This is a genomic window from Microcystis sp. M079S1 (assembly GCF_020246425.1).
Lineage (GTDB): Bacteria > Cyanobacteriota > Cyanobacteriia > Cyanobacteriales > Microcystaceae > Microcystis > Microcystis aeruginosa.
Window position 1 is genome coordinate 39,980 of record NZ_JADBSZ010000107.1, and the last position, 26,839, is coordinate 66,818.

Annotated in this window: 29 protein-coding genes and 1 pseudogene; 12 read left to right on the forward strand and 18 right to left on the reverse strand. The window is 42.9% G+C overall.

What is annotated here, in order from left to right; all coding sequences use genetic code 11:
- Positions 1-282: 282 nt before the first annotated feature.
- The 6 genes from tilS to IM456_RS06830 form a co-directional block, all read right to left on the reverse strand.
- Complete coding sequence (gene tilS, locus IM456_RS06805; protein ID WP_287691398.1) at positions 283-1,257, reverse strand: tRNA lysidine(34) synthetase TilS; 975 nt, start codon at positions 1,255-1,257, stop codon at positions 283-285.
- Between the two features lie 168 nt (positions 1,258-1,425).
- The gene (gene hemF / locus IM456_RS06810) at positions 1,426-2,448 is read right to left on the reverse strand and encodes an oxygen-dependent coproporphyrinogen oxidase (RefSeq protein WP_002762975.1); all 1,023 of its coding nucleotides are present in this window, start codon (positions 2,446-2,448) and stop codon (positions 1,426-1,428) included.
- A gap of 169 nt (positions 2,449-2,617) precedes the next feature.
- Positions 2,618-3,406, reverse strand: a complete 789-nt coding sequence (locus IM456_RS06815) for an ion transporter (protein ID WP_287691397.1) — start codon at positions 3,404-3,406, stop codon at positions 2,618-2,620.
- Positions 3,407-3,485: 79 nt separating this feature from the next.
- Positions 3,486-4,403 carry an NAD(+) kinase gene (locus IM456_RS06820; protein ID WP_002762972.1) on the reverse strand — a complete coding sequence of 306 codons (918 nt, stop codon included), beginning with the start codon at positions 4,401-4,403 and terminating at the stop codon, positions 3,486-3,488.
- A gap of 23 nt (positions 4,404-4,426) precedes the next feature.
- Complete coding sequence (locus IM456_RS06825) at positions 4,427-5,404, reverse strand: SDR family oxidoreductase (protein WP_287691396.1); 978 nt, start codon at positions 5,402-5,404, stop codon at positions 4,427-4,429.
- Positions 5,405-5,465: 61 nt separating this feature from the next.
- Positions 5,466-6,356, reverse strand: a complete 891-nt coding sequence (locus tag IM456_RS06830) for a S66 peptidase family protein (protein WP_287691395.1) — start codon at positions 6,354-6,356, stop codon at positions 5,466-5,468.
- A gap of 58 nt (positions 6,357-6,414) precedes the next feature.
- On the opposite strand from IM456_RS06830, the gene IM456_RS06835 reads away from it, so the two are divergent.
- A complete protein-coding gene (locus tag IM456_RS06835; protein ID WP_149985342.1) occupies positions 6,415-7,275 on the forward strand; it encodes an Rpn family recombination-promoting nuclease/putative transposase in 861 nt (286 codons plus the stop codon).
- A gap of 324 nt (positions 7,276-7,599) precedes the next feature.
- Positions 7,600-7,800: a hypothetical protein gene (locus IM456_RS06840; RefSeq protein ID WP_287691393.1), complete on the forward strand. Its 201-nt coding sequence runs from the start codon at positions 7,600-7,602 to the stop codon at positions 7,798-7,800.
- A gap of 17 nt (positions 7,801-7,817) precedes the next feature.
- Here IM456_RS06840 and IM456_RS06845 read toward each other — a convergent pair whose 3' ends face one another.
- The 7 genes from IM456_RS06845 to trxA all read right to left on the reverse strand — a co-directional run bounded on the left by IM456_RS06845 (position 7,818) and on the right by trxA (position 12,047).
- On the reverse strand, positions 7,818-8,276 hold the full coding sequence (locus IM456_RS06845) for a cupin domain-containing protein (RefSeq protein WP_002758047.1): 459 nt from the start codon (positions 8,274-8,276) through the stop codon (positions 7,818-7,820).
- A 48-nt stretch (positions 8,277-8,324) separates the two neighbouring features.
- Entirely contained in the window at positions 8,325-9,167 is an 843-nt protein-coding gene (folP, locus tag IM456_RS06850; RefSeq protein ID WP_149985340.1) for a dihydropteroate synthase, read from the reverse strand.
- A gap of 127 nt (positions 9,168-9,294) precedes the next feature.
- Positions 9,295-10,092: a hypothetical protein gene (locus tag IM456_RS06855; protein ID WP_287691391.1), complete on the reverse strand. Its 798-nt coding sequence runs from the start codon at positions 10,090-10,092 to the stop codon at positions 9,295-9,297.
- A 153-nt stretch (positions 10,093-10,245) separates the two neighbouring features.
- Positions 10,246-10,905 carry an ATP synthase subunit B family protein gene (locus tag IM456_RS06860; RefSeq protein ID WP_004163116.1) on the reverse strand — a complete coding sequence of 220 codons (660 nt, stop codon included), beginning with the start codon at positions 10,903-10,905 and terminating at the stop codon, positions 10,246-10,248.
- 36 nt (positions 10,906-10,941) lie between these two features.
- Positions 10,942-11,415, reverse strand: a complete 474-nt coding sequence (coaD, locus tag IM456_RS06865; protein WP_149985338.1) for a pantetheine-phosphate adenylyltransferase — start codon at positions 11,413-11,415, stop codon at positions 10,942-10,944.
- On the reverse strand, positions 11,412-11,696 hold the full coding sequence (locus IM456_RS06870) for a DUF427 domain-containing protein (protein WP_002743550.1): 285 nt from the start codon (positions 11,694-11,696) through the stop codon (positions 11,412-11,414). The genes coaD and IM456_RS06870 overlap by 4 nt, the downstream gene beginning before the upstream one ends.
- 33 nt (positions 11,697-11,729) lie before the next feature.
- The gene (gene trxA, locus IM456_RS06875) at positions 11,730-12,047 is read right to left on the reverse strand and encodes a thioredoxin (RefSeq protein WP_045360722.1); all 318 of its coding nucleotides are present in this window, start codon (positions 12,045-12,047) and stop codon (positions 11,730-11,732) included.
- A gap of 379 nt (positions 12,048-12,426) precedes the next feature.
- On the opposite strand from trxA, the gene map reads away from it, so the two are divergent.
- The 5 genes from map (at position 12,427) to IM456_RS06900 (ending at position 17,578) form a co-directional block, all read left to right on the forward strand.
- A complete protein-coding gene (gene map, locus IM456_RS06880; RefSeq protein ID WP_172970463.1) occupies positions 12,427-13,272 on the forward strand; it encodes a type I methionyl aminopeptidase in 846 nt (281 codons plus the stop codon).
- Between the two features lie 103 nt (positions 13,273-13,375).
- Positions 13,376-13,777 carry a universal stress protein gene (locus IM456_RS06885; protein WP_004163121.1) on the forward strand — a complete coding sequence of 134 codons (402 nt, stop codon included), beginning with the start codon at positions 13,376-13,378 and terminating at the stop codon, positions 13,775-13,777.
- Between the two features lie 438 nt (positions 13,778-14,215).
- Positions 14,216-14,440, forward strand: coding sequence for a DUF2811 domain-containing protein (locus IM456_RS06890; RefSeq protein ID WP_002800048.1), 225 nt, complete (start codon positions 14,216-14,218; stop codon positions 14,438-14,440).
- Between the two features lie 49 nt (positions 14,441-14,489).
- Positions 14,490-15,116: an aminoacyl-tRNA hydrolase gene (gene pth, locus IM456_RS06895; RefSeq protein WP_287691388.1), complete on the forward strand. Its 627-nt coding sequence runs from the start codon at positions 14,490-14,492 to the stop codon at positions 15,114-15,116.
- A gap of 134 nt (positions 15,117-15,250) precedes the next feature.
- On the forward strand, positions 15,251-17,578 hold the full coding sequence (locus IM456_RS06900; protein ID WP_287691387.1) for a WD40/YVTN/BNR-like repeat-containing protein: 2,328 nt from the start codon (positions 15,251-15,253) through the stop codon (positions 17,576-17,578).
- Between the two features lie 120 nt (positions 17,579-17,698).
- Here the strand turns inward: IM456_RS06900 and fumC are convergent, their stop codons facing one another.
- Positions 17,699-19,102 (reverse strand): class II fumarate hydratase, encoded by a 1,404-nt coding sequence (gene fumC, locus IM456_RS06905; RefSeq protein WP_149985336.1) that lies wholly within the window; start codon positions 19,100-19,102, stop codon positions 17,699-17,701.
- Positions 19,103-19,663: 561 nt separating this feature from the next.
- Between fumC and IM456_RS06910 the strand changes: the two genes are divergently transcribed.
- The gene (locus IM456_RS06910; protein ID WP_287691385.1) at positions 19,664-19,951 is read left to right on the forward strand and encodes a YggT family protein; all 288 of its coding nucleotides are present in this window, start codon (positions 19,664-19,666) and stop codon (positions 19,949-19,951) included.
- 4 nt (positions 19,952-19,955) lie between these two features.
- Here IM456_RS06910 and gshA read toward each other — a convergent pair whose 3' ends face one another.
- Complete coding sequence (gene gshA / locus IM456_RS06915) at positions 19,956-21,110, reverse strand: glutamate--cysteine ligase (RefSeq protein WP_149985335.1); 1,155 nt, start codon at positions 21,108-21,110, stop codon at positions 19,956-19,958.
- A 39-nt stretch (positions 21,111-21,149) separates the two neighbouring features.
- Positions 21,150-21,542: a pre-16S rRNA-processing nuclease YqgF gene (locus IM456_RS06920; RefSeq protein ID WP_149985334.1), complete on the reverse strand. Its 393-nt coding sequence runs from the start codon at positions 21,540-21,542 to the stop codon at positions 21,150-21,152.
- A gap of 451 nt (positions 21,543-21,993) precedes the next feature.
- On the opposite strand from IM456_RS06920, the gene IM456_RS06925 reads away from it, so the two are divergent.
- From IM456_RS06925 to IM456_RS06940, 4 genes are all read left to right on the forward strand, one after another.
- Positions 21,994-22,263: a BrnT family toxin gene (locus tag IM456_RS06925; protein WP_149985333.1), complete on the forward strand. Its 270-nt coding sequence runs from the start codon at positions 21,994-21,996 to the stop codon at positions 22,261-22,263.
- Entirely contained in the window at positions 22,253-22,603 is a 351-nt protein-coding gene (gene brnA / locus IM456_RS23510) for a type II toxin-antitoxin system BrnA family antitoxin (RefSeq protein WP_253880968.1), read from the forward strand. Before IM456_RS06925 ends, brnA begins: the two co-directional genes overlap by 11 nt.
- Positions 22,604-22,756: 153 nt before the next feature.
- On the forward strand, positions 22,757-24,349 hold the full coding sequence (locus IM456_RS06935) for an ArnT family glycosyltransferase (RefSeq protein ID WP_149985332.1): 1,593 nt from the start codon (positions 22,757-22,759) through the stop codon (positions 24,347-24,349).
- A 100-nt stretch (positions 24,350-24,449) separates the two neighbouring features.
- Entirely contained in the window at positions 24,450-24,914 is a 465-nt protein-coding gene (locus IM456_RS06940; protein WP_287691384.1) for a DNA phosphorothioation-associated protein 4, read from the forward strand.
- 69 nt (positions 24,915-24,983) lie between these two features.
- Here the strand turns inward: IM456_RS06940 and IM456_RS06945 are convergent, their stop codons facing one another.
- Both IM456_RS06945 and IM456_RS06950 read right to left on the reverse strand, forming a co-directional pair.
- Complete coding sequence (locus IM456_RS06945; protein WP_287691383.1) at positions 24,984-26,324, reverse strand: aromatic ring-hydroxylating dioxygenase subunit alpha; 1,341 nt, start codon at positions 26,322-26,324, stop codon at positions 24,984-24,986.
- 70 nt (positions 26,325-26,394) lie between these two features.
- A pseudogene (locus IM456_RS06950) lies at positions 26,395-26,839 on the reverse strand (RNA-guided endonuclease TnpB family protein); the annotation flags it as partial.

Here is a 26,839-nt window from a genome sequence, read left to right on the forward strand (position 1 = left end):
GTTTCTTCTTAAACCAATTGCTGTAAAAGTTAGCTAGAGATAACTAGAATGGGGAGATGGGGTTTTTCAGTGAACAGTAAACAGTAAGCAGTAAGTAGGGAGGCACAATTATTTGTAGGATGGGTTAGCGGTAGCGTAACATGAGCGGGTGTTGGGTTTCATGCTTCAACCCAACCTACGTTCATCTTATATTTAATTCCACCCACCCACTTAATCAGTGAAAAGAAAGTAGCGAAGTTTTCACCTAACACTGTCCACTTAAAACTGTAATCTGATCACTGATCACTGATCACTGATATATAGCCAATTTTGTTGTACTTCTACCCGAATTTTGCCAGTTAAGGAAGAAGTGGCATCGCGATTAACACCAGTAATGAGATTAACCACTGACTCAACTTCGGCAAAATTAGGGGATGAGGGTAAATATTGAGCCAAAAATAAACGAATCACTCGTCTTTGTATCGCTAGAGGTAGAATTTGTAAAGGGGAGCGATCGAGTCTTTGTTGATCTAGATCGATAACCTGGCGAAAAATATCCCGGGCAATACTATCTAAATAATCGCTTTCTGCTTCCAAAATTTCGGCAGTTTGGGCGAGATGTTTTTCGATTTGGGGATTTAAATTAGTTTGCAGGTAGGGTAATAATTCCTGACGGATGCGATTGCGAGCATAGCGTAAATTCTCATTAGCTCGATCGTACCAGATCGGTAATTCTCGACTTTGACAAAAAGCGAAAGTTTCCCCGCGAGTGACATTTAAGAGGGGACGGACTAAAAAAATATCTGGGGTTAAACTTGTCAACCAAGTTAAGGCAGAAAGTCCATCACTACCCGCCCCGCGCGTGAGATTATAAAGAAAAGTTTCCGCTCGATCGCTCCTCGTGTGTGCCGTGAGAAGATAATTAAAACCCTGTTCTTGGGCGATTGTTTGTAAAGCTTGATAACGCCATTGTCGGGCCTTGGCTTCCGTTTCCGCCATGGGGGGTGCGGTGGTAATATAAACAGGTAATTGCCAAATTTCGGCGATTTCCCGCACATGAGTGACTAATCCTCGGTCGGAGGACCAACGGTGATCACAATGAGCGATCGCTAGTTGCCAACCCCAACGAGGGCGCAAATCCAGCAATAATTGCCCTAAACAGAGGGAATCCTGACCTGCCGACAATGCCACTAATAGAGACGCATTTTTAGGTAGTAATTGTCCCTTTTTGACTGTGGTTTCCAGACGAGTATGGAGAGGTGTCCAAAAATTAGCCAAAATTTTTAGATTTATTTACTTGACAAGGGTGTGGGAAGTATTTTCAGTGAACAGTGAACAGTGAACTGATAACTGATAACTGATAACTGGTAACTGATAACTGGTAACTGATAACTGATAACTGATAACTGATAACTGATAACTGATAACTGATAACTGATAACTGATTTAACCTTGCCAATTAACCCAATCTTGGGGTTTTAGGAAGACATCATAGAGTTTTGCTTCTGGGGTGTTTGGTGCAGGTTGATAACAGTATTCCCAACGGACTAAAGGAGGTAAAGACATCAAAATCGACTCGGTACGACCGTTAGTTTGCAGCCCAAAAATTGTGCCACGATCATAAACTAAATTAAATTCTACATAACGACCGCGACGATAGAGTTGAAACTGACGTTCTCTGTCACCGTATTCCGTCGAGCGCCGTTTCTGGACAATGGGAACATAAGCGGGTAGAAAAGCCCGGCCACAGTCATTAATGAAACTAAAAATTTCTTCCCAGTTGCGCGGTTGTTGGGGAGATAATTTTTCTGAATAGATAGCGGCATCACTTTCGGCAAAAGGACCCCGATAGAGAGGGTCTAAACCGTCTTGGTAATCAAAGAAAATCCCGCCGATGCCTCTGGCTTCCTGACGATGATTGAGATAAAAATATTCATCACACCAGCGTTTAAAAACGGGATAATATTCGGGATGATGTTGGTCGCAAACCTGTTTAAAAGTGCGGTGAAAATGACTAGCATCTTCTTCAAAAGCATAGTAGGGAGTTAAATCAGCGCCACCGCCAAACCACCAAACCGGACCTGCTTCAAAATAGCGATAATTGAGGTGAACCGTGGGAATATAAGGATTGTGAGGATGCAAGACCATCGAGGTTCCCGTGGCATAAAATTGATGACCGGCAGCCTCGGGCCGTTGTTTGGCAATGCTAGGAGGTAATTCTTTCCCCCAAACTTCCGAAAAATTCACCCCTGCTTGTTCAAAAATTGCCCCTTCCCGCAAAACTCGCGAACGTCCGCCGCCACCTTCGGGCCGTTGCCAACTATCTTCGATAAATTTTGCTTGTCCATCCACTTCTTCTAATCCCTGACAAATTTCATCCTGTAGGGATTTCATAAATTCACTGACGCGGCTACGGCTGTCACTGGCGGGCAAATTGGCAAGGGTGGGGGTTGTGGTGAATGCAGTCATACTCAAGGATCAAAGTTGATAACTCAGTGATTATATTACTACTGGGTGATGAAACGGCCGCTCTTCGATACTTAACTTAACATTTAGATGGGTTGGGGGTGGGGAAGTGGGGAGAATAAATAAAAATAATCTCCTGACGACCGGCTCCTGAATTTCGCCAGAATTAGTCTCAATCAGGTTTTTTTAAGAGTTTTGCCCCACAGTTTTTACAAAAATTGGCATCTATATCGTGACGGGGGAAACCACAATCTGGACAAGGATAATCAATTTGAGTGCCAGATTTTAATAGTTGTTTAGTCAGAGTGCTAATTTGCAAGGGAATTAACAAAACTCCCGTTAAAATCATTAAAACTGTCACCATTTTGCCCCCATCAGAAAGGGGAGTCACATCCCCAAATCCCACGGTAGTCATAGTGACAACGGCGAAGTAAAAAGCATCAAAAAATGTCCGATAGACTTGAGGATTAATCGGGTGTTCGATCTGATAAATTAAACCAGCATAGACAAAAATAATCGAGAATAGAGTTAGTAATATGCGAGTAAATACTATCTGATCGGAAGTTTTAATCCGAAAAATAGAGAGATCGGAACCAAAAAAACGAATCACTCGCAAAATTCTAAACCAGCGAAAAATTCTAAAGAACCTAATATCAAAAAATCCAAAAAATAGGGGCAGAATTGACAATAAATCTAGGATGGAAAAAATATTAAAAACAAAGCCTAGTTTTGATTCCGCACACCAAAACCGAATTAAATACTCTAGGAAAAATAAGCTTAAAATTCCCCAATCAAGCTGACGTAACCACATTTGCCAAGTGGCGGATAAGGGATAGGTTTGAGCCACATAAATCCCCAAAGATAGTAAAATTAATGCCAAGATAAGCAGATTTACCGTCAGTCCGATCGCCGTGGTGACATCCTCTAAATAAAAAGCTATTTTGGCACGAAAAGAGAGCATAAATTCAGCTATCAGTAAACAGTAACCAGTAATCAGTGAACTGAAAGCTCACATCTGATAACTGATAACTGATAACTGATTAAGGTAATTCCACCGAAGTTGGTTTAGCAATATGAGGTAAACCCCAACCCAATTTTTCCCGGAGGATGCGGAAGAATTCCGTCGATTGCAGGCGAATAAAATGAACATTGTAGGGGGATTTCTGCACATTAATTCGATCTTCTGGCAAGATATAAGAACCGCCATTACCGTCCACTACCATCACCATCCGATTAGCAGTTGCTGGGAAAATATTCACAGTTTCCTTGTCAGAAAATACCAAAGACCTGGAAGCTAAAGAATGGGGACAAATGGGGGCTAATTGTAATACCGGCACATCGGGAGTTATTACCGGGCCACCGGCGCTGAGAGCATAGGCAGTAGAACCGGTAGGAGTGGAGAGAATCACCCCATCGGCAGCGATATCGACGGGCGCGTGTTCACCAATTTGAATCTCAAAATGACACATACTGGTGAGGGGTTCGCGGTGGACGACCACCTCATTGAGAGAAAGTGCCTCCCAGAGGAGGGTATCTTCGCGAAATAGTCGCACCGTGATCATCGAGCGATTTTCGATGGTGTAATTCCCCTCTAGAACCAGTTCTAAGGCGGGTTCAAGCTGATTTAGGTAAATTTCGGTCAAAAAGCCCATGTGTCCCGTATTGACCGTTAACAGGGGCAAATTGAGGGTGGCCAACTGCCGGGCCGCCGATAGGACTGTACCATCGCCCCCCAACACGATCGCAAAACTTAAATCCTGATCGAAGTGGGGGGGGACTAACTGATCGATCGGGGTAAAACAAACCGGACGAGAGGGTTTAGAATGGCCTAGCAGGCCACCGCTTCCGGTAGCCATAAACACCTGCCAACCTCGGGAAAGTAGCTGATCTTGTATCTGATGGGCTGTTTTACAAGCGATAGGCTTAATATCGTTGTAAATAATGCCGATTTTGGGCATTGACAAATTTTCCTACTGCTGAATCACGCTTTCTTTTTGAAAGGAGTTTTCTTCTTCTTCTGAGCTTTTTGTTTCTCGAAGTCGATTTCCTTGAGCTTCTTGAGAATGCGGCTAAAGTATTCTTGTAAATAGGATTCTAAAGTAGTTGTTTGACTCGGATCAAGGCCAAATACTTGATAAACTTCTGCCATGGGGGCATCAAGAGCTTGACCACTAGCGAGAACTTCCGCAAAAGCTAGTCGGTCAGATATATTATAGGTCCATTGGAAACAATGGCTTATTCCCCGCATAAAACGCAGTAATCCCATGGGTAAACGCCAAATTTTCCCCTCTTTACCCGATAAGCGTTCGCAAACTTCGATAATTTCTTCAGCTTTCCAAGCTTTGCTGCCCACCACGGGATAGGATTGACCGACGGTTTCGGGGACTTCTAGGGCGCGAACGGCGAATTTAGCGATATCTTGGGTGTCCATGTAGGCGATCGCCGTACTTTCCCCCGTGATCCAGACCGTTTGATTATCTAACATCGGGATGGCGTATTGACCGATTAAACCCTGCATAAAGCCACAGGGACGCAGAATTGTATATTTTAAACCCGATTCTGCTAGAAATTTCTCGGTACAGCGTTTTATCTCCATTAAAGGCACGTTGGGATATTTTTCGGCATTGAGAATCGAGAAGAAAATAAAGCGATCGACTCCCGCAGTTTTGGCCGCTTGAATCAGATTAACTTTACCATCCCAATCCACCTGTTTAATGCTGGCTGAGTCCGTCGCCCGGGCAGTAGCGGCATCGATCACCGCGTCCATTCCCTCTAAAGCGGCAATAATGGTAATCTTATCCCGTAGGGTTCCCCCGACTAATTCTGCGCCCCATTCCTTCAAAAAAGCCGCTTTTCTCTGACTGCGTACCAAACAACGCACTTGATGTCCCTGATCGATGGCATGACGCACGATCTGTCGCCCTAGGGTTCCTGTCGCACCGACAACTAATACTTTCATCTATAATTAATTTTTTGTTACATTTGTTAACACTTCTCTAAGATACTATCAAAAAAGTGGATCATTGGGGATAGAAAAATTCTAAGATTCCCCGATCCCCGTCCAGTTCTACCATTGTTCCCACCGGTAAAGCGGCATTATCGCCATCATGCCCGAAAGGTAACTCAGCAATAACCGCAATGCCTAAATCGCCCAAACGCTCTTTTAAGACTTCCTCTACGGTTTGACTATCACTACTGGGGGCTGCCAGACAACGGCTAAAACGACCGAGAGCAATGCCTTTAATTTGGGAGAAAATGCCCAGCATTCGCCACTGAGTTAACATTCGATCGATCCGGTAGGGGGCCTCGGTTACGTCCTCTAGGGCTAAAATTACCCCCTCTAGGGTGGGTTGAACCGAGGTTCCGAGGAGATGGGTGGCTACGGTTAAATTAGCTGGTAATAAGCGTCCCCGCACTTTGCCCCCACCCCAACCTTGACCGATAAGAGGGGCTAAAGGACGACCTTCCAGAAGAGAAAAGAGGCGATCAATTGATTGGGGACTTTCTTGGGCTAAGGTGGTTAAAACTGCCCCGTGAACGCTACAAATGCCCTGTTTCGCTAAACTCCATAAAATCCCCGTCACGTCGGAAAAACCGATTAACCATTTCGGGTTAGTTTTTGCCCATGTCCAATTTTCTAAGAGGCGAGCGCTACCGTAACCCCCCCTAGCGCAGAGAATTGCTTGACAATCGGGATCTTGCCATGCTTGGGCTAAAGCTTGACGACGTTGCTCGTCGCTACCGGCGAGATAACCGAGACGATTAGCCCAATTATCGCTAAATTCCACTTGATAACCCCTCGATCGCCAGATTTCTACGCTTTTTTCGAGGGCGGCTAATTCCTTGACCGCGCCACTGGTGGCCACCAGAGAAACTTTAGCACCGGGTTGCAGAAACGATGGGATGATCATAGGTTAGTTCTCTTTTGTTGGCGGATTAAGCGGAAATTACAGGTCATTTTGTGACAGCATGAAAACTGACAGCATATTTTATCGAATGTTTCTCGATTTTCCCGATTCGTTCTTTGAATTAATCGATCGACCCGATGCTATAGTTAGCAATTATCGATTTACTTCCCAAGAAGTTAAACAACTAGCTTTTCGATTGGATGGTTTATTTTTGCCGCTCGATAATCTAGAAAATTCGCCCTTTTATCTGGTAGAAGTTCAGTTTCAAAAGGATGAAGACCTATATTATCGATTATTTTCGGAACTTTTCTTATATCTTAGACAGTATAAACCTTTATCACCGTGGCAGATAGTTGTTATTTATCCCAGTCGAGAAATTGAGCGAGAACATCCCCAGCAATTTGAAGACTTGTTATCCTTGTCAAGGATTAAAAGAATCTATCTGGATCAATTGGCAAATGACGAGACTCCTTCCTTAGCGATCGCCATGATCAAATTGGTCACGGAAAGTGAGAGTCAAGCTGTTAATTCTGCTAAGATTTTAATTAAACAGGCTCAAAGAGAAGTGAGCGATCGCTTAGTGCAGAAAAATGTCATTGATTTAATCGAAACGATAATCATTTATAAATTACCCCAAAAAAGTCGAGAGGAAATTGAAGCTATGTTGGAACTACAAGACCTAAAACAAACTCGTTTCTATCAAGAAGCTTTTGGAGATGGAATTGAACAGGGAATTGAACAGGGAATTGAACAGGGAATTGAACAGGGAATTGAACAGGGAATTGAACGGGGAATAAACTTGCAAAAATTGAAAACAATTCCTCTACTGCAAGACCTCGGTTTAACCCCGCAACAAATCTCGGAACGCTTAGACTTGACTCTGGAAACAGTGCTTAACTATTTGGCACAACAGCAACAATAATCAATCCTGTTTAAACAGTCTAGAAAAGCAGCAATTGCTAAGTAGTGGGAAAATGAATAGTAGCGAATCAGTGACCTTTAACCTATCAGGGATAACTCGATGAATAACGACTTATTGACTTTTCTCTTTTGTGTTGCCCTTCTTATTCTCTATCTAGTTTTTTCAGCTTTAACCGAGATGGGAACAAAATGGCCTTGGACAAAAAAATAAGATAAATACTTATAAAGGTTAATAAACATAAAATCTGGTCAGGGATTCGGTCATTGGAAAACTTCTAGAGATTTGCTATCTAAACAATTAACTCGATCGCTCTACTGATAAAATATGAAACTAATTGGTGATATTTCCCCGATCTTGGATTTATTCTTATTGCTTTTTTTCTGGCATTGTCTCATCGGTGGCCTTGCTACAGTCATCGCTATCAATAAAGGCTATCCAAGATTAAATTGGCTAATCTTCGGACTTCTGGGAGGAACCTTTACCTTTTTTATCGCCCTCTTTCTAGAAAAAAAGCCCAAAATTTAAGGGATGGTATTGCTTGATTATCCTTTAATAGTTCCCATCAACACCTCTAAATCTTCTGCGTCTAACTCCTCTGGGATACCATTACGAATTAATTCCGAAAAATCCTCATTAGGAACCATAAAACATAGTGCATAAAGTCTTCCGTCCCCCACATTTCTAATCTCGTGAATACCCGTGGGACGGACTAATAAACTATCCCCCGGCCCCAGGGGAATCGGTTTACCATCACAGATAGCCATTCCTTCCCCTTTGAGGATAAAAAACATTTCTACGGCAAAATGATGACGATGGGTAGGGGTGCGACCGTGGGGATCGAAAATTTCCACACAAACGGTCAAGGAATCCCCCGCTACGGTAGAATCGAAGACGATCGCTAAACGATTCGTATCCCCAGCACTAATGCGAAAAACTTGATAATCCCGGGGAGATCGAATCACGGGTAACATACAGTGATCGCTAGTTAGTTGGCTATTCATCGCTAATTTCGCTCGAAGTGTGGATGATTCTAAGACTAGCAAAAATTTTCAACTTCGCTCGATTGCGTCCACCACTTTACTCACATCTACGATCGCGTCCACATCATGAACGCGCAGGATATCGGCCCCCTTAGCGATCGCTATGGCACAGGCCGCCGCCGTTCCGAAAACTCGTTCTTTTGGGTCATCTTTGCCTGTAATCTCGCCGATAAAGCGTTTTCTCGACAATCCAATTAAAATAGGTAAATCTAAATCCCGAAATTGCCCTAATTCTCGCAATAACTCAAGATTTTGTGTCCCAGTTTTGGCAAAACCAATCCCCGGATCGATGATAATATTTTCCCTAGCAATACCCCACTGTAAAGCTTCCTTCACTCGATCCTGTAAAAATTCTTTAATTTCCTTGACTAAATCATCATAATGTGTTAGGGATTGCATGGTTTGCGGATTGCCCCGCAGGTGCATGAGGATGATGGGAACAGCCAATTTAGCCACCGTGGGCAATAATAGGCGATCGAAGGTTCCCCCAGAAATATCATTGATCAAATCGGCCCCGGCGGCGATACCTTGGGCTGCCACGATCGCCCGGGTAGTATCGAGAGAGATAGGAATAGAACTTTGTTGTCGAATAGCGGTGATTACGGGGATAACTCGCGATAATTCTGCTTCTAGGCTAATTTCTTCGGCTCCCGGACGGCTGGATTGACCACCGATATCGATTATATCAGCCCCGGCCTCGATCATTTTCATCGCCTGTAGCAGGGCATTTTCAACATTGTCAAATTCTCCCCCATCACTAAAACTATCGGGAGTAACGTTTAAAACACCCATGATATAGGTGCGTTTTCCCCAAGCAAAAATATGTTCACGAATTGCCGTTAAACTAGACATAATACTAAATCCTGTTGAAAAAGTATATGAATTATGAATTATGAATTATGAAGTGGGGAGAATAAATAAAAATAATCTCCTGACTCCTGAATACTGGCTCCTGACTCCTGAATACTGATAGTCATAGTTAATTTTTAGGTAGAGAAGAATCTTTTAATTCAAAATAAGCTTGTACTTCTTCTTTCCAGAGTTGATATTTTTCTTGAATTAGTTGATATTGACTGGCAAAATCGAGGGGCAAATCAACGAGATTGGTATCGATATCGGATTGCACTAATTCCCGTTCGATCAGGGTTTCTCGGATAAATTTTAAACATTCTTGTCTCAAAGTTTCCGCTTGATCAATAATTAGCTGGACTTGATTAATTGCTCGATCGTACAAGGGGGTTTGTGAATGAAAAATTTCGGAAGATGCGGCCAGATTTCGCAGTCTATGTAATTGATTTTTCTTTTCTACTAAACTGGCAATTTTGGGGTTAATTTCAAAAAGTAAGGTTTTCACCAGAGGAGCCAAGCGGCGAGTGTTAGTATAATCGTAGTTATTAAGGTCTGATTTAATCAGGTGTACCTGTTGTAAATCGACGGTAATATCGTGGAATTGTATCTCGGTTTCGGTGATGGTGGGATGAATCGTTTTAACTTTCCAAGTAGTAACAGAAGTCAACTGCTGGTGATTGCTATTAACTATTTGCCGCTCCATTTTCAGCACATCGAGGGGAATGCTATAAAGTTTTTTCTCAGGAATATAGATGACATCGCTACCGAGAATGCGATCGATTTTAGGACGACGATATAAATAATGATACAGGAATCGATAAAAGCTTTTACTGCCTTGAAATATCTGGACAAATAACCAAATTTTCCAGCTGAATAACCCGCCGAGAAAGCGTCCGAATAGATGGAAATTCGAGGAGGGGTTATTCATGAAATTCCGTTATCAGTTATCAGTGAGGGATTGGGGGTTGATGGCTTTTCAGTGAGCGGTAAATAGTAAACAGTAATCAGGGATAAAGATGAAGATAACTAACTAACTAATTAACTTAAAACTTACATCTGATAACTGATCACTGATCACTGATTAAGGACGTTCTCCGGGTAGATTTTTTGACGATGTTGGTTTCGATCTTACCTGTTGACGACCGTTGCGAATAACTTGTAACATTTCCCCTAATTCTCGATCGAGATGTTCTAAAACCGCTTCGGCATAGTCGTCAGCGCCTTTTTGAATTTCATGACATTCAGCTTGGGTTTTTTGTCGTAACTGTTGCACTTCCTGCAAGGTGCTGTGACGCATCTGTTCGATTTCATCGAGGGTTTGTTGTTGCAAGGATTCACACTCCTGCTGAACCCGTTGACGAATTTGGGCCGCTTGCCGTTCTGCTTGTTGAATAATACCGGACTCATCGAGAATTTGGGCAGCCCTTTGTTGAGCGGAACGAAGGACTTGTTGAGCGTATTCTTCTGCTTTAGTGATAATTTCCTGTTCTTCCTGCAAAATTGCTAAAGCTTTCTGTACTGCTGGTGGCACGGTTTCATAGATGAGATCGATCTGTTCGGCTATCTGTCCCTCATCGATGATTGTCCAACGGGTGAGGGGGATATGGAAACTATCAAAAATCATCTCTTGCAGACGCGCCAAATCCTGATAGATATCGAAATCGACGGGTGGACTGGGAACCCCACTATTAGAAGTGTTAGGTACTGCTTTTCTGCGATCATTAGGTTCTCGGCGCGCCATAGGTTCAGATCGTCCTCATTGCTGTATTCTAGTATGTTAACTGTAGTATGAGTAAATATCCCTAGAAACGTTTTCCGGGACTAGATGGGTGACAGAGCCACCGAATTGAGCGATTTCTTTAACCACGCTACTGCTTAAAAAACTATATTCTTTAGTGGTGGCTAAAAAAACCGTTTCGATCCCTTCCCAGAGGGTTTTATTGGTATGTGCCATTTGCAGTTCTTTTTCAAAGTCCGAGAGAACCCGCAACCCCCGCAACAGCACCTTAGCGCCTTTCAATCTGGCATATTCAACCGTTAATCCTGAAAAACTGTCTATTTCAACGTTTTTCAGGTGTTTTGTACAGTAACTGATCTGTTCTATGCGTTTTTCGACGGTAAATAAGGGGTTTTTATTGGGATTGCAGAGAACTGCCACGATTACTCGCTCGAATAGTGGCACACTGCGTTCGATAATATCTAAATGACCGAGTGTAACTGGATCGAAGCTGCCGGGGTAGATGGCGATCATTTCTCAACCTTCACACCTCGCCAAAAAGCGATATATCCTTTAATATTTTGGGCTTTTGGTTTAGGATCGGGATAATACCAAGCGGCATCTTTATTGTCTTGTCCATCTACCCTGAGAGTATAATAACTAGCCTCTCCTTTCCAAGAACAAATGGTATGGGTGTTACTGGGTTGGAAATATTCAGCTTTGATGGTATCGGGGGGAAAATAGTAGTTTCCCTCGACAATTTCGCAGTTATCGCTTTCCGCTACCACTGCACCATTCCAAATCGCCTTTGCCATGACACTAACTCCTAGTTCTGGTTCAAAATTATCTTACAACAGAGTTTGTAAATGTTGAACCAGTTGGTTAACCTGCACCACTCCCTCGATTCGATCGATCGGTTGACCATTTTTAAAGACTACTAAAGTCGGTAAAGCTTGAATACCGTACTTAGTGGCTAAATTAGGATATTTGTCTGTATCAATTTTGACAATTTGTAGGCGATTTTTGAAATACATTCCCGTTTGTTCTAGAATCGGAGCCATCATTTGACAAGGACCGCACCAAGTGGCATAGAAATCCACTAACACGGGGAGATTAGTGGTTTGCAACAGTTGCTGAAAACTGGAAAACTCTTTTTTGACTGCCATAAATTGTCACCTCGCCGGAAAAATAGCCTTTTCCCTACTATAGCTTTTCTAAATGTCCCTTAGCTCTCCTGCAAAAGTAAGTTCTCGAGGTGCTATCGGCTCAAAATATCTTAAAACTCAGATAAATTTGCGATAATTTTCGGTTTTATGGCTAGGATAGTTGTCTCTTGTCTTTTTTATCCCCATCTCCCCACCTCCCCATTTCCCTACCTCCCCATTTCCTGTCTCCTATCTCCTGTCTCCTTACCTCCCCATCTCCTGTCTCCTGTCTCGGAGTCTCCTGTCTCCTCACCTAAGGTCAGATTTTTGATTTCTCCAGAGCAGTCATCGATCGCCGGGAAAATGCTAAGTTAAGTAAAGACTCGACAGCCAACTCTCCATGAACATCCTAACCAAGCTGCTTTTTCCCGAAACTAAAACTCCAGAGCAAGTAGGTTCGCCGCGAGTACAGAAAAGCCGCCGGGGAATCGAGACTAAATCCGCCGCCGAAATCGTGATTATGCGACAAGCGGGTAAAATTGCCGCCACAGTCCTTAAGGAAATTGCCGAGATCGCTCAACCCGGGATGACGACGGCGGATTTGGATGCCTATGCGGAAAAACGTATCCGCGAAATGGGTGCTACCCCTAGTTTTAAAGGTTATTATGGCTTTCCTGCCTCGATTTGTGCCTCCGTCGATAACGAAGTCGTTCACGGTATCCCTAGCCCGAAAAAACGCCTCAAAGCTGGTTCTGTGTTAAAGGTAGATACGGGGGCCTACTACCAAGGTTATCATGGGGATTCCTGTATCACGATCGCTATCGGTTCCGTCTCTCCAAAAACCGAAAAATTAATCCGCGTGGCGGAAGAAGCTTTATATAAAGGCATAAATCAGGTAAAAGCGGGCAATTATCTGCTCGATATCGCAGCAGCGATCGAAGATCACGTTCAAGCTAACGGTTTCCAAGTGGTAGAAGATTTTACCGGTCATGGAGTCGGCAGAAATCTCCACGAAGAACCCTCGGTATTTAATTTTCGCACTAATCAGTTACCCAATGTCAAACTCCGCACCGGGATGACTCTGGCAATTGAACCAATTGTCAACGCGGGATCTAAACATACCAGAACTTTGCGCGATCGTTGGACGGTGGTGACGATGGATAATGCTCTCTCCGCTCAGTTTGAGCATACTGTCTTAGTAACCGCCACGGGTTACGAAATCTTAACCGAGCGCAATAACCTATAAAATTGTCTATCTAGGCTTATTATCCTTAGATAATGGCAAAATAAAAGATTTTTTGCTCCGGAATCTTAATTGGAAGTTTGTTTAGCGGCAGGATTTAGTCAAAATGTTTAAAAATATCGTTGTTGCCTTAGATTGTGGGGAGTTATCGGATCGAGTCCTTCAGTCCTTGAATTCCCTTTCTCTAACGGCAAATTCTTGCCTCATCCTCACCCATATCCTCGGCAAGGAGGGAGATGAATCGCCAGTTGATCGCCCTCACCCCTCCCGTGAGATTATTGAAGATCAATTGCGCTGCTATCAATCCCAGATTGCTGCCCCTAGTGAAATCGAGGTCATCTTTGGTGATCCAGCGGAGGAAATTATTCGTTTAGCTAATATCTATCATGCCGATTTGATCGTGATCGGCAGTCGGGGATTAACGGGAGTTCAACGGGTGATCGAAGATTCTGTTAGTAGTCTCGTGGTGGCAGAAGCTACCTGTTCAGTATTGGTGGTGAAAGCATAGCAGCCAGCATTCAGCTAAAAAAGGTACTCTGGCAAGAGTGCCTAAGTAGTCTTGATCATCACTACTGACTAAAATTTGCAAATCTTATTTTTCCCCAATGTTTTCCCCCATACATTCCCCGGTATTTCCCCACTCACTCCCAAGTTTTCCACAGTTTACCCAGACTTTTCCACAGGCAACAGCGATAGAATCGGCACTTGCTTCTAGAAAAAATTAATCTTGATTGTCAAAATTCCCATCGATAGATACTGAGTTATTGTTAAGTTGAGTAAATAAAATCTAGCTCTAACCCTTATTCGCTCGTAAATATTAAGTTTTTCTAAAGCATTCCTTTACATCTGGTAATATTGCAACTCCCCCCAACTTGGCTCACAATAGTCCTTACTGTCCACTGCACCAGTCAGGGATTTCCCCACTTCAGATTCAGAGGTAAACGATATGAATACATCAGTCAGTATCTTGGCAGAAATCCCCGAAATCCTCCACCAATCCCTACAACAATATCTAGAAACTCACCCCGGTTGGGATCAAGATGGTGTGTTTACGGCGGCTCTATCATTTTTTCTACTTAATTGTCAATCCTCCGAAAGGATGAATTTTGAGGAGCAAAATAGCTGTGCCAAGGTTTATCTAGAAACTTTGTTCCAGCGCTCGGAGTGCTAATTCGGGGATAATAAGAGTCGGGTCATGGTTAAAAACCCGATTTTCCCCTATGAATTCCGATAAAACCCCTAATTTAATCATTCCTCAGCTAATTATCGGTTTGGGTAATCCCGAACCCAAATATGATCGCACCCGTCATAATATCGGTTTTGAAGCTGTGGACTCATTAGCGCGGGATTGGGGGCTATCTTGGCAGGAAAACAAGCGATTTCAAGGTTTTATTGCCGAAGGTGACAGTCCTCTCCCGGGCAAAATTCGTCTCTTGAAACCCCAAACCTATATGAATCGCTCCGGGCAATCGGTGCGATCGGTGCTGGACTGGTATAAACTAGCTCCAGAGTCGATTTTAGTCATTTACGATGATATGGATCTGCCCCTAGGCCGGTTGAGAATCCGTCTATCGGGATCGGCGGGCGGACACAACGGTATTAAATCGATGATTGCCCACGTTGGCACGGAAAACTTCGCTCGTTTACGCATAGGAATCGGTAAATCAACCGAAAAAGCGACAATTTCCCACGTTTTAGGCCGATTCACCCCCCAAGAAAACCAAGTGATCTTGAAAGTGTTAGACTTGTCCAGAAAAGCGATCGAACTTGCTCTCAAACAAGGATTAGCCAAAGCAATGAGTCTCTACAATAATCAAAGTGTAGAGATTGGTTCTGATCTATGCTGATAGCAAATAAGCCCGATTTTAGTAATGGTTATAATCGCCATTTTCGTCTATACTCTTACAGAACCCTTGGTCAAATTTTGATCGCCCTTTGCTAGATTAGGTCAATTTTTATCCTCGATATTAGCAGTTTAAGTATGATTAATCGCAAAAGTTTACTGAGATTCGCCCACAAGTTTAATCTCATTTTATTGATAATCGCTACAGTTTTTTGTCTTTGGAGTAATGCTGCTTTTGCCCATCGTCCCCATGATGTAATTAGTCAATTGGAAGTTTCTCCCGATTTCCAGACAGATAATACAGTATATATCTTGGTGCGAAATAACTTTTATAAGTCTAGGGATGGAGGTAGCAACTGGACAAGATTAATTCAAGGTTTAGATTATACGGGGGAATTAAGTTCCCTATCCCTATCTCCCCTCAATAAAAATATTCTCTATTTAGCTTCAAGATCCGATGGTATTTATAAAAGTGAAGATGCGGGGGAATCTTGGCAGAAAGTTAATCAGGGTTTGGAAACTAAATTTATTAACTTCCTAGAAATTGCCCCTTCCGATCCCAATATAGTAGCGGCAGTGGGATTAGAAAAAGGGGTTTATTTAACCGAAGATGGCGGTAAAAATTGGTCAAATATTTTCCCCACCACGGCACTGATAACCTCTCTAGCTATTACTCCCAACAATCCCGATCGAATTTTTTTCGGGGATGAACAGGGTAAATTATACAGTTCCTCCGATGGGGGGAAAACTTGGCAGAATCTCCCCTTACCTGCTAATGTGGGGGCAGTGGATACAATTGCTTTTTCTCCTAATCTAGACAGCGACAAAACCTTTTTTGTCGGTACAAAAGAAGCAGGTATTTTTAAAACCGTTGATGATGGTAAAACCTTTCAAGCCGTTAACGAAGGAATTAAAGATAAAATCATCGAAGACATCGTTATTTCTCCCGACTATGCCCAAAACTCCACCCTTTATGCCATCACTTGGTATGACGGAATGTATGTTTCTCAGGATGGGGGCAAAAGTTGGACAAAAATGAGCGAGGGTTTAACCAAAGATCAACAGGCTGATGATTATAAAGTTCCCCATTTTATGGATTTAAAAATAGTTCAAGATACGATGTTTTTAGGGGGATTTAATGGCTTATTTAAAACCACGGATAGGGGCAAACAATGGCAGGAAATAGAAACTTTAGCCCGGGGAACAGTTATCGCCATGGCGGTTTCTCCTAATTATGCCGAGGATGCCACTGTCGTCATGGCTAATTATGTAGGCAATATCTTCATCAGTCGGGATAAAGGGGAAACTTGGACACCAATTAATCGCGGTTTAGAGGTTTATCGACTTGGTAAAGATCCCGAAGAATCAGGACAAGATCCCCGGCGTTTCTTTGACATTGCCTTTTCTCCTAACTATGGAGAAGATAGAACTATTTTTGCGGGGTTTTTACGCAATAAATTTGCCAAATCCGATAACAGTGGTGATTTCTGGAAAATTATCGAAATCGATGAAGGAGTCCGCGGTCCGAGGATAGTTCCTTCCCCAGATTTTGCCAAGGATAAAACTCTTTTTCTCACCAATCAGCAGGGTAGAATATTTCGTTCTACCGATGGAGGAAATACAGTTAAAAATATCAGTGAAGTGGGCAGAATTTTTGGTAATTATGCCCCTGCCATGGTAGCTTCCCCTGATTTTGCTAAGGATAAAACTTTGTTTGTCACGGGAAAAGAGGGTATTTATCAAAGTGTTGATGGTGGACTAACTTGGCAAAATGTCAGCCAAGGAACCCCCCTATCAAAAACCTCTAATGTGCAGTTGGCAATGTCTCCCAATTATCCCAGTGATGGAACTATTTTTGCTGGGACAATTTCTGGTTTGTTTGTCACCAAAGATGGGGCTAAAAGTTGGACAAAATTAGAGAAACCAGGGTTTAATCCGCAGGCATCAGTAGAAACCATTGCTATCTCTCCTGATTATGCTAATGATCGCACGGTAATAGTTAGTTTACAGGGAAATGGCTTGTTTAAATCTACCGATGGAGGAGAAACTTTTAAATCAATTGGTGATCCTAAAATACCCCTAGTGAAAATTCATAGTATCCCTTCCTCTGGTATCTCCGTCCAGTTTTCTCCTAATTACGCTCAAGATAAAACTTTATTCGGTTTTGGTGGCGCTAAAACTACAGTTTTTCGTTCCACCGATGGGGGAGAAACTTGGACAAGTGTAACTATTCCTCCTCACGCGGAAGAAAATACACCCCGCTATAAAATCGGTGAGTTTTTCTCTGGTCCCCTTGGCACAATCTTGCGCGTGGTTATCCCGATTCTCCTAGCAATCGCCGCTTATTTTCTGGTGGGTTTCTTGAAACTGGAGAAAGTTATTAATCTTCCTAAATCCTTCTTCCGCATGGCAGGGGCATTTATGGTTTTTCTCTTTGTTTTCTTCGCTATCATTAGCCAAGTTTAGCGGAAATTTTGACCGGCGGGGCTTGACAAATCCCGCCGCTTGCCTTATACTTATATATATAATGGGAATCCGTGCCTGCCTGCGACCTCTGATTTTTACAGCAGTCAACCCCTCAGAGAATTAACCATCGGCAACGTAGGGATTGACCATCTTAGCGGGGTCAACAATGCGATCAAAATCCGCTTCCTTGATGTATCCCAGTTGCAAGGCTGCCACTTTCAGGGTTAAATCCTTTTCTAGGGCATAATGAGCGACGTAGGCAGCCTTTTGGTAGCCAATCACGGGACTTAAGGCAGTCACCAGCATCAAGGATTGATTTAAAAAAGTCTCAATTTGTTTTTGATTAGCAGTCATCCCCTTAACCAAAAACTGACAGAAATTAGCGCAACCATCAGTGAGCAAACGGATAGACTGCATGAGATTATGAATCAACAGCGGTTTATAGACATTCATTTCCAGATGTCCTCCAGCGCCTCCCATCGTCACCGCTAAATCATTAGCCATCACCTGCACTGCTATCATCGATAAAGCTTCGCATTGGGTGGGATTAACTTTCCCCGGCATAATTGAAGAACCCGGTTCGTTTTCTGGCAGCTGTAATTCTCCTAATCCACAACGGGGACCACAGCTAAGTAAACGGATATCATTAGCAATTTTATACAGGGAACTAGCGATAGTTTTCAATCCCCCGCTCAAGAAAACTAGAGCATCGTGGGAACCTTGCACGGTAAACTTATTAGGAGCGGTAATAAAGGGTAATTTAGTCAGATTAGCGATTTCGGCAGCCACATCTCGATCAAAATCTGGGGGAGCATTAATTCCCGTACCTACTGCTGTTCCTCCCAAGGATAAACGATAGACTTTTTCTAGACATTTTTCTAGCCAATCGCTGCCATCATCTAATAAACCCACATAACCGGAGAATTCTTGTCCGAGGGTTAAAGGGGTGGCATCCTGTAGGTGAGTGCGACCAATTTTAACTATATTTGCCCATAATTGCGCTTTTTCATCGAGACTATTCCGTAATAGTTGCAGACTGGGAATTAATTTTTCCTTGACTGCCAAGGCAACGGCAATATACATGGACGAGGGAAAGGAATCATTAGTCGATTGGGACATATTAACATGATCGTTGGGGTCCACGGGAGTTTTGCTACCCAGAGGATTCCCCGTCAGTTGACTGCAACGATTGGAGATGACTTCGTTGATGTTCATGTTAAACTGGGTGCCACTTCCCGTCATCCAAACGTAGAGGGGAAAGTTATCCGCGTGTTGTCCAGCTAAAATTTCATCGCAGACTTGACAGATAAGGTTTTTTCTCTCCTGACTGAGACGATTTTTTTGCTGATTGACAATTGCACAGGCTTTTTTGAGAATGGCATAGGACCCGATCATCTCCCGGGGCATGAGATTATCACCGATACTAAAGTATTGTAGGGATCTTTGGGTCTGCGCTCCCCAAAGTTTATCGGCAGGTACGGGAATTTCTCCCATGCTGTCTTTCTCGATGCGAAATTCTGTCATCTTTGATTAGGGTTTGCGGCAAAAAGTTTGTTGGTGGGGTTAGGAGTCTCCGAGTCAGGAGTCTCCGAGTCAGGAGTCTCCGAGTCAATATCTGGCCGCCGGTCTTCGGTAGGGGAAGTCAGAATAACCTCGCACTCTGGGAAGCGGAACCCTTTGCAATCGAGGAGCGAAAGTGCAAGGGTTTTGAGTACCTCGGATCGATTTCTCAACATTTGTTTCTGGCACTTTTTTCTGAAAAAGTCGTAAAAACCTTTTCTAGCAAGGCTTCCACTGACGTTCAGCCAACCCTAATTACTTCTGAGGTCAGCAAAAGAAGATGGTCGTTATCTGGCCTGAAAAGAGAGGGTCTCCAGGACGACACGGATTCCCATTATAAGAAAAGTATAAGTCAAGTCGGGCTGGTTTGTCAAGCCCTATTGGAACTTTTTATTGGCGGCATTTTTACCCGGGAGGTTGACAAGAATAACTGGCAGGGTGCTGGGGCGATTAGGATGATTAAATGGGACAAAAACTGTTATATTTTAGGGAAGATAATCGGTAAAAAAGACGGGATTGGAGACTATGGACACAGCGATCGCATTAAGTTGGACATTGGGAATTATCTTAGGGTTGATGACCCTTTTGTTTATCTTACGGATCGTGCTGACTTGGAATCCACAGGTAGATTTAAATAGCTTTCCCTTTAATATTATTGCCTGGCCAACGGAACCTTTTTTAGTCCCCGTGCGTCAACTCATACCACCCTTGGGAGGAGTTGACATTTCTCCGATTATTTGGGTGGGAATTTGTACGCTGCTGCGGGAAATTCTTCTCGGTCAACAGGGTTTAATTACCATGGCCTTAAAATAATTATTCACGCGACTAAAATATGCTGACATAATTTATGTTCTAACTCTCGTTCCTGTTTTTCTAGGGTAATAATCGCCTGTTTGATGATACTTTTAACATCCATACCTTGGTCAGATTGTTTTAACCATTGTTGTGCGGTGTTACCTTCGCGGAGGATTTTTTGTAGGGGGGAGAGGAAACAACTAAAACCCTTTTCTTTAGCGATCGGATAAACTTGAACATAGAGGTCTTTAATCCAATCTCTCGCTAAGATTTCTCGGCCATCGTACCAATGTCTCAGGGTTGCATCAAGACTAAAACGCGCGGCAGCCTGTTCGTTTTCTTGGGTTAAAGTCAATAAATCCTCGCTGCGATTGCTGCTGGGTAATTGACTTAAAATTAAGGGGTCTAATTGGGGATCTTGTAAAAGTTGAGTTAAACGGGCCTCTAAAAAAGCCATAACTGCTAATAAACTAATAGGATCAGCAATCAGGTCACAAATTCGCAATTCTAGACGATTGAGATTATGGGGACGATTGCTACCGTTAGGACGTACTGACACCCAGAGATGACGAACATTCTGCATCGTACCGAGCTTTAATTGTTCCTCGGTCCAGGTGACAAAATGTTTATGACTTTCAAAGAGGGGAACATAAGCAGGAGTTTGGGGGAAAACTTGCCAACGACGGGAATGGGAGCCAGTGATTTTACCGTCGAGAAAAGGAGAGGAAGCGCTTAAAGCCAAGTATAAAGGAGCTTCTAGGCGAATTAAGCGACAGGCACGCATTAAATCCTCATAATCGCTAATACCGACGTTAATATGAATACTGGCCGTGACCACATTAGTGCCGTAGGTCTGTTCGATATAGTCATGATAGGGATTGTGGGGGTCACTGCGATAAAAATGTTGACTATCGCCCAAGGAGAGGGTACTGCCGGGGATTAGGGTATAATCGCCTAAACGACGCAAATATTGCCGTAGAGCCAGACGAGGTTTTAAAGTAGCGCATAAAAGACGGTCATAGTTAGTCATGGGAGCCGTAGTATATTCTACGTTACGACTATCCGGTTCCCGGACAAAACCATCTAAATCCTTGACAATGCGATCGGATAACCCGATAATTTCTCCGGCTGCCGTTCCGGTGTACATTTCCACTTCAAAACCTTTACTTAGGAGCATCGTCAATTCACCTTGCTGTGTCTAATTTGTAGTGTGACATTATTTGGACTGTAAATGACGTTCGATCAGTAGAATCGCCACTATATCATCAATGGGGCGATCGGGAAGACGCATACCTTGGGGGATGAGTTTCTGTAATCCTTTGGGGGGGAACATTTGCCAATAGCGATCGCGCGCTTCTAGGGTACTATTGCGTTCATCCACTAGAGTAATCGGGATGGTGACACGAGCGGCAATTTTTTGGCGCCAACTTTTTGAGGTGGTTTGGTTCCCCATCACCAATAATTCGATCGGATATTGTTGACAGAGACTAGCTAAACGCTCGATCGCTTGTGACGATGCTATCACCTCATGGGTATAAATTTTCCCCGTCGATGACCTGACTGCGATCCCACATTTATCCTTACCCGGATCAAACCCCAGAATACACATAGTTTTTATCTCCTGCAGCAGTGGTCGGTTTTATTAAATCAATAAATTAGGGTGTCGGGTGTTGGGGATTTCAGTTATCAGTGATCAGATTGCAGTTTTAAGTGGACAGTGTGAGGTGAAAACTACTGATTACTGTTTAGGTGATTTCCGAGAACAAATTTACCTTCGGCAGAGTTTAACAATGCCAAGCTCTGACAGCAGATAATTGATCCTCTGGTAATTTCTTTAGAGGAAATCACCTTACTGTTCACTGCTCACTGATAACAGCAGCAAGGGAATCCCAAAATTTCTTGGTTTAATTATACTATGACTCTTGCCAATACAGTCACTACCATAATATTATGGTAGGGGCGCCTAGTGGACAGTGAGTTTATCGAACTGCGTGCGCCGAAAATGTAATATAGATATTTCGACCCAATTGAGATGCAGCCACGGAAACGAAGCCAAGAGAATGAAAAAACCGGAATTTGAATTTGATCCTAATAAAAGCCAAGCTAACAAAAATAAACATGGTCTAGATTTTGTTGAAGCTCAAGTATTATGGTTAGATTCCCAAAAAGTCGAAATTCCAGCCCAAACAAAAAATGAACCACGATTTGTTGTTATTGGTATAATAGCAGGTAAGCATTGGTCAGCTGTAGTTATCTATCGTCAAACCAAAATCCGTATTATTTCAGTCCGACGCTCTAGACCTGAAGAGGTAGAAATTTATGAAAGCTGAAGATTTTGACCGCAAATTTGATGATGGAGAAAATATCATCGAATACTTGGATTTAACTAAAATTAAACGTTCTAATTCCGAGGAACAAACAATTGCGTTTGAGTTTCCCTCATGGATGGTAGAGGCTCTTGAGCAAGAAAGTCAGCGTCGTGATTTACCGTTACAAGCTATTGTCAAAGACTGGATTGAGGAAAAATTAGCTAGTTCTAATTCTCTGCAAACAAGGCTCTTTGTTACTTGGTATGGTTCGAGTGGGTGGCATAAATCGACTAAATCCTTACCTGGCAAGAGATTTAAATTAGTTCGTTCTAGAGCGAAAACAATTGATAAAAATCGCTAAACGTCTTTCTTTCTCTATAAGCTATAAGGGTTTCATCCCTTATAACCCCGTCCATTGCATAATACAAACCGAAGAACCCAAATCTCGAATCTGGCAACCCCAAAAATCTCCCGTCTCTAACATCAGTTTTAGCGATGAAATGAGGTAAGAATTTTGACCAAAATACTTAGCGACCGCATTGCCGTTTATCTGCTCATCGGTGGACTCCTGTTTAGAATAATCATCGCCCTGGGGCTTTATCCGGGGTACGATGAGGCATATTATTACGTTTACAGCCATAATCTGGATTGGAGTTATTTCGATCATCCGCCAATAGTAGCGATTTCCACGGGTTTTGGGACTTGGATCACGGGATTAGTCAATCAATTTACCATTCGCTTCGGTACTCTCCTCCTCTATACTGGCAGCCTCTGCTTGCTATATCTGACAGCTTTAAAATTGTTCAGTCTGCCGGTCGCCAGAATGACTTTAGCGATCGCCACTCTTATCCCCATCTATGGGATCGTCTTCGGGATTCTTTCGCAGCCAGATAGTCCTTTAGTCTTTTTTTGGTCATTAACAGTCTATTTAGCTGCCCAAGAATTCTGGCCAATTCGGGAAAAAAACTATCATCCTAGCTATCGTCTCGCTTATATTGGACTTGCCGTAGGATTGGCGGTTTTAAGTAAATATCACGGCTTTATTTTGGGCTTTGGTTTAGTTTTATTTTGTCTGACCACTCCCCGCTATTGGCCTGTATTTAGATCGCCTTGGTTGGGATTAGGATTTATTCTCTTTTTGATAACTTTATTGCCGATTATTTACTGGAATATTAACCATGATTGGATTTCCTTTCGCTTTCATTTAGAAGACCGTTTTTCTGGAGAACCCAAAACCTTTAATATTCTTGGTATTCTCTCGGTTGTTGGCATTAGTATCGCCACGATGTTTCCTCCTTTCGGTCTGCCGATGTGGTGGGTGACATTTAAAAGCTTTGCCGAACAAGTGCCTAATTTTATCTCGAAAAAAAGATTTTTTCATCGAGAAGAAGAATCAGTAAAAAAATGGTTAATTCTCTCGGTTTCTCTGCCTTTAATCCTGGGAATGCTTTATGTGGGTGCTTCCCATTATCTCGCCCCTAGTTGGATTTTACCCGGGTTCTGGTCCTGCACAATTTTATTAGGAGAAAAGGCCAATACTTGGCAGCAATCTTCTCGAATCTGGGTAAAAAGATGGTTATGGGGGTCAGGAATTTTTATCGTTACTGTTTTATCTATAGCAATGCTTCACGTTACCCTTGGCACTTTCCAAAAACCTAGTCAATACGCAATCTTTGGGGGAATTATTGCCCCAGAACAGGACCCTTCTCGGGAAATTGTCGATATCGATCAACTGCGCCAAGGCTTTGCTAATTCTCCCGAATTATTAGCACTCTTAAAAGATTCTAGCTTCGTTTTTACCCATAATTTTTATGTGACCGCATGGCTAGATATGGCCCTTTATCCCCTAGTTCCTATTCCCGTCACCTGTTTTAACAACGATCAAAGGGGTTATCAAATTTGGTTTAATCCTCAAGAATGGATTGGTAAAAATGGTTTATTAATTACTACGAATAGTTCTCTAGAAAGACCAGAAATAATCGATCGCTACCGTCCCTATTTCCAAGATATAACTAAAGTAGCTGTCATTCCGATCAAGCGCGGTGGTGTCGCCATCGAACAATTTCATGTTTACCAAGCTAAAGGACTAATTAAAACTTATCCTTAAACCAGTGATAGCGGGTAGGGGATAGATAAATTAGTTCATAAATACTCCTAACTCCTATCTCCTGAATTTTGTAAACTTTTTTACTTTTTACTTGATAAATATGTCCATTAATCGGGTGCGTATTGCTAGAGATAAAGGGGAATTTGTCCAGTCCTTAGTTAATTTTAATCAGGGAATTGGACCCTTTCAAACCTATGCTGATGTCATCGCTTTTGCGGCGGCTTTAGGGGTAAAATATCAAGAGAGAGTGGCGATAGAGAATGTGGCGAAGGAACCCTCACCTATTAACCTGGAAATTTTTATTTCTCGTGGCTACGATACCCTAATCAAATTATTGGCAGTCAATGAATTCCAGGACACGAAAATTCTTTCTCCCCACGGGGTAGATTCGGAAGCTTTGCGAGTGACAATTTTCGAGGAATATGCCAACGCCGGTTTAGCAAGATTAGAACGAGAATTGCGCGGTGCGGTGGATTATACTGAAAGATTATTGTTAATTATCAGTCAAGAACGTTTTCGAGAAATTACCGCCACAACCGAATTCGATTTAGGCAGATTTTTGTAGTAGAAATCTTATCCCTAACTCTCCTGACTCCTAACCCCACCAATAAACTTTTTCAGCAAACCCTACTTATTACTGTAGTTTGGTATGGGCTTTTTTCTCATAGGTGCGTTCAAATTTTCTGCGGGTGTAATTGGCAGCGATCGCTATTGCCAAAGCCAAAATTGCGAAAATAAGGGCAGTAATTTGATAGATAGAGTGATTTGGGGATAAAATTGCCAGTAAAGCTAATAATATCCCCATTAAAATCCCGATTTGTTTAGTTTTTACCATTTTTTCATGGGCAGTGCTACAGGTGCGACAGTGGACAGTGTGACGAGAATAGCGATCGAGGGGTAAAGGATCGGATAAATCGATCGCCGTTGTCCGCTGGCTGGTGTAGCCTTGATAGTAGGGGAAAGAGTCCCCATAGCGATCGAACCATTGACGTAACTCAATCACCAAGGCATCGGAACTTTTTAAGGGTAAGTATAATTTTTGTAAACTATCTCTTGACTTTTCCACCATTTGCTGCTGACTTTGAATTAAAGGTAGATCATCTTCGAGGATGCGACTTTGACGCAGATGTTCCAACCAGCGCCAACGGTATTGACGGGAGTTAACGGCAAAATTTTGGTAACGTCGCACCAGTAAGCGAGAACGACCTTGACTGAGAGAAATCCCGTATAAAGCCAATCCAGCACACCAATCGGGATTAGGCAGAGAAAAACGATAATGAACGAGATTAGGGGCTATAAAATCCAGATATTTCCAGCTTTCCTGCGGATTGCGGCTATTGCGCCACTGACTGCGAATTCCCCGCGCCGAGATTTCGAGGATTTGGAAGGCTAACGGTTGAGCATTTTCCCGTTTTGCCCCGAATTCGCTGCGATCATGGCTAATATTAACATGGGCGGGATCGAGGAGATTTTCGAGTAAATAGCCCTGTTCGTAGGGAAAATCGATGACATAATCGGTATGGACACAATTGGGGTCTTCTAGGTCTTTGATGATAGGAATATCGCTTTCTTTCGCTGTTTCCTCTTCTCCTAACCAAACCCAGAGGACTCCCTGACGTTCCACCACCCCATAGGATTTAACCTTGGCATTGCGGGGAATCGGGGTATTGACTGGCAGTTGGGGAATATGGGAACATTTTCCATCCGTCTCGAACTGCCAACCATGGTACAAACATTCTAAACGACCAGCGATCATCTGTCCTGTGGAGAGTTTAGCCAAGCGGTGGGGACAGCGATCAAGCAAACAGCCCCATTTTCCCTGCTGATCGCGAAATATTAGCAATGGTTGCCCATAAAGAGAGAAAGAGTAGGGATTTTTTTGCCAATCCTGCACAAATAACACAGGATACCAACAATTTTGGTAGTGAAAATAGTCATCCCTAGGCAGGGGTTGAGATTGATCAGTGCTTGTCATGGGGATGAGAGAGAAAAAATATTGATCTTGACATCCTCGCCGCCGTAAAACGGACGGCGATTCCCAAACCTCACGATTTGAGTTTCTGCTTCTTTCCCGAAGGATTTTTCGCACCTGCCTTAACAGATTTACTCTGTTCTGGTCTTATGGTCGCTCTACAGACTGACACCGCAAGCCCTGCGGCCAAAATGTTTTTACTGGCGTTAATATCTCGGTCATGGTGAGTCCCACAGTCTGGACAATCCCACTCTCGAACATTTAACGGCATTTTCTCAGCAATATACCCGCAATTACTACACATTTTAGAGCTAGGAAACCATATATCTATTTCGAGGTAATTTCTGCCGTACAAACGGCATTTATAGGCTAATTGTCGAGTGATTTAACCCCAACTAACGTCAGATATTGCCTGAGATAATTTCGGGTTTTTGACCATATTCTTAACGGCTAAATTCTCAACAACAATCGTCTGGTTTTCACGAACTAATTGAGTGAGATGGGAATAGCGTCGTGTA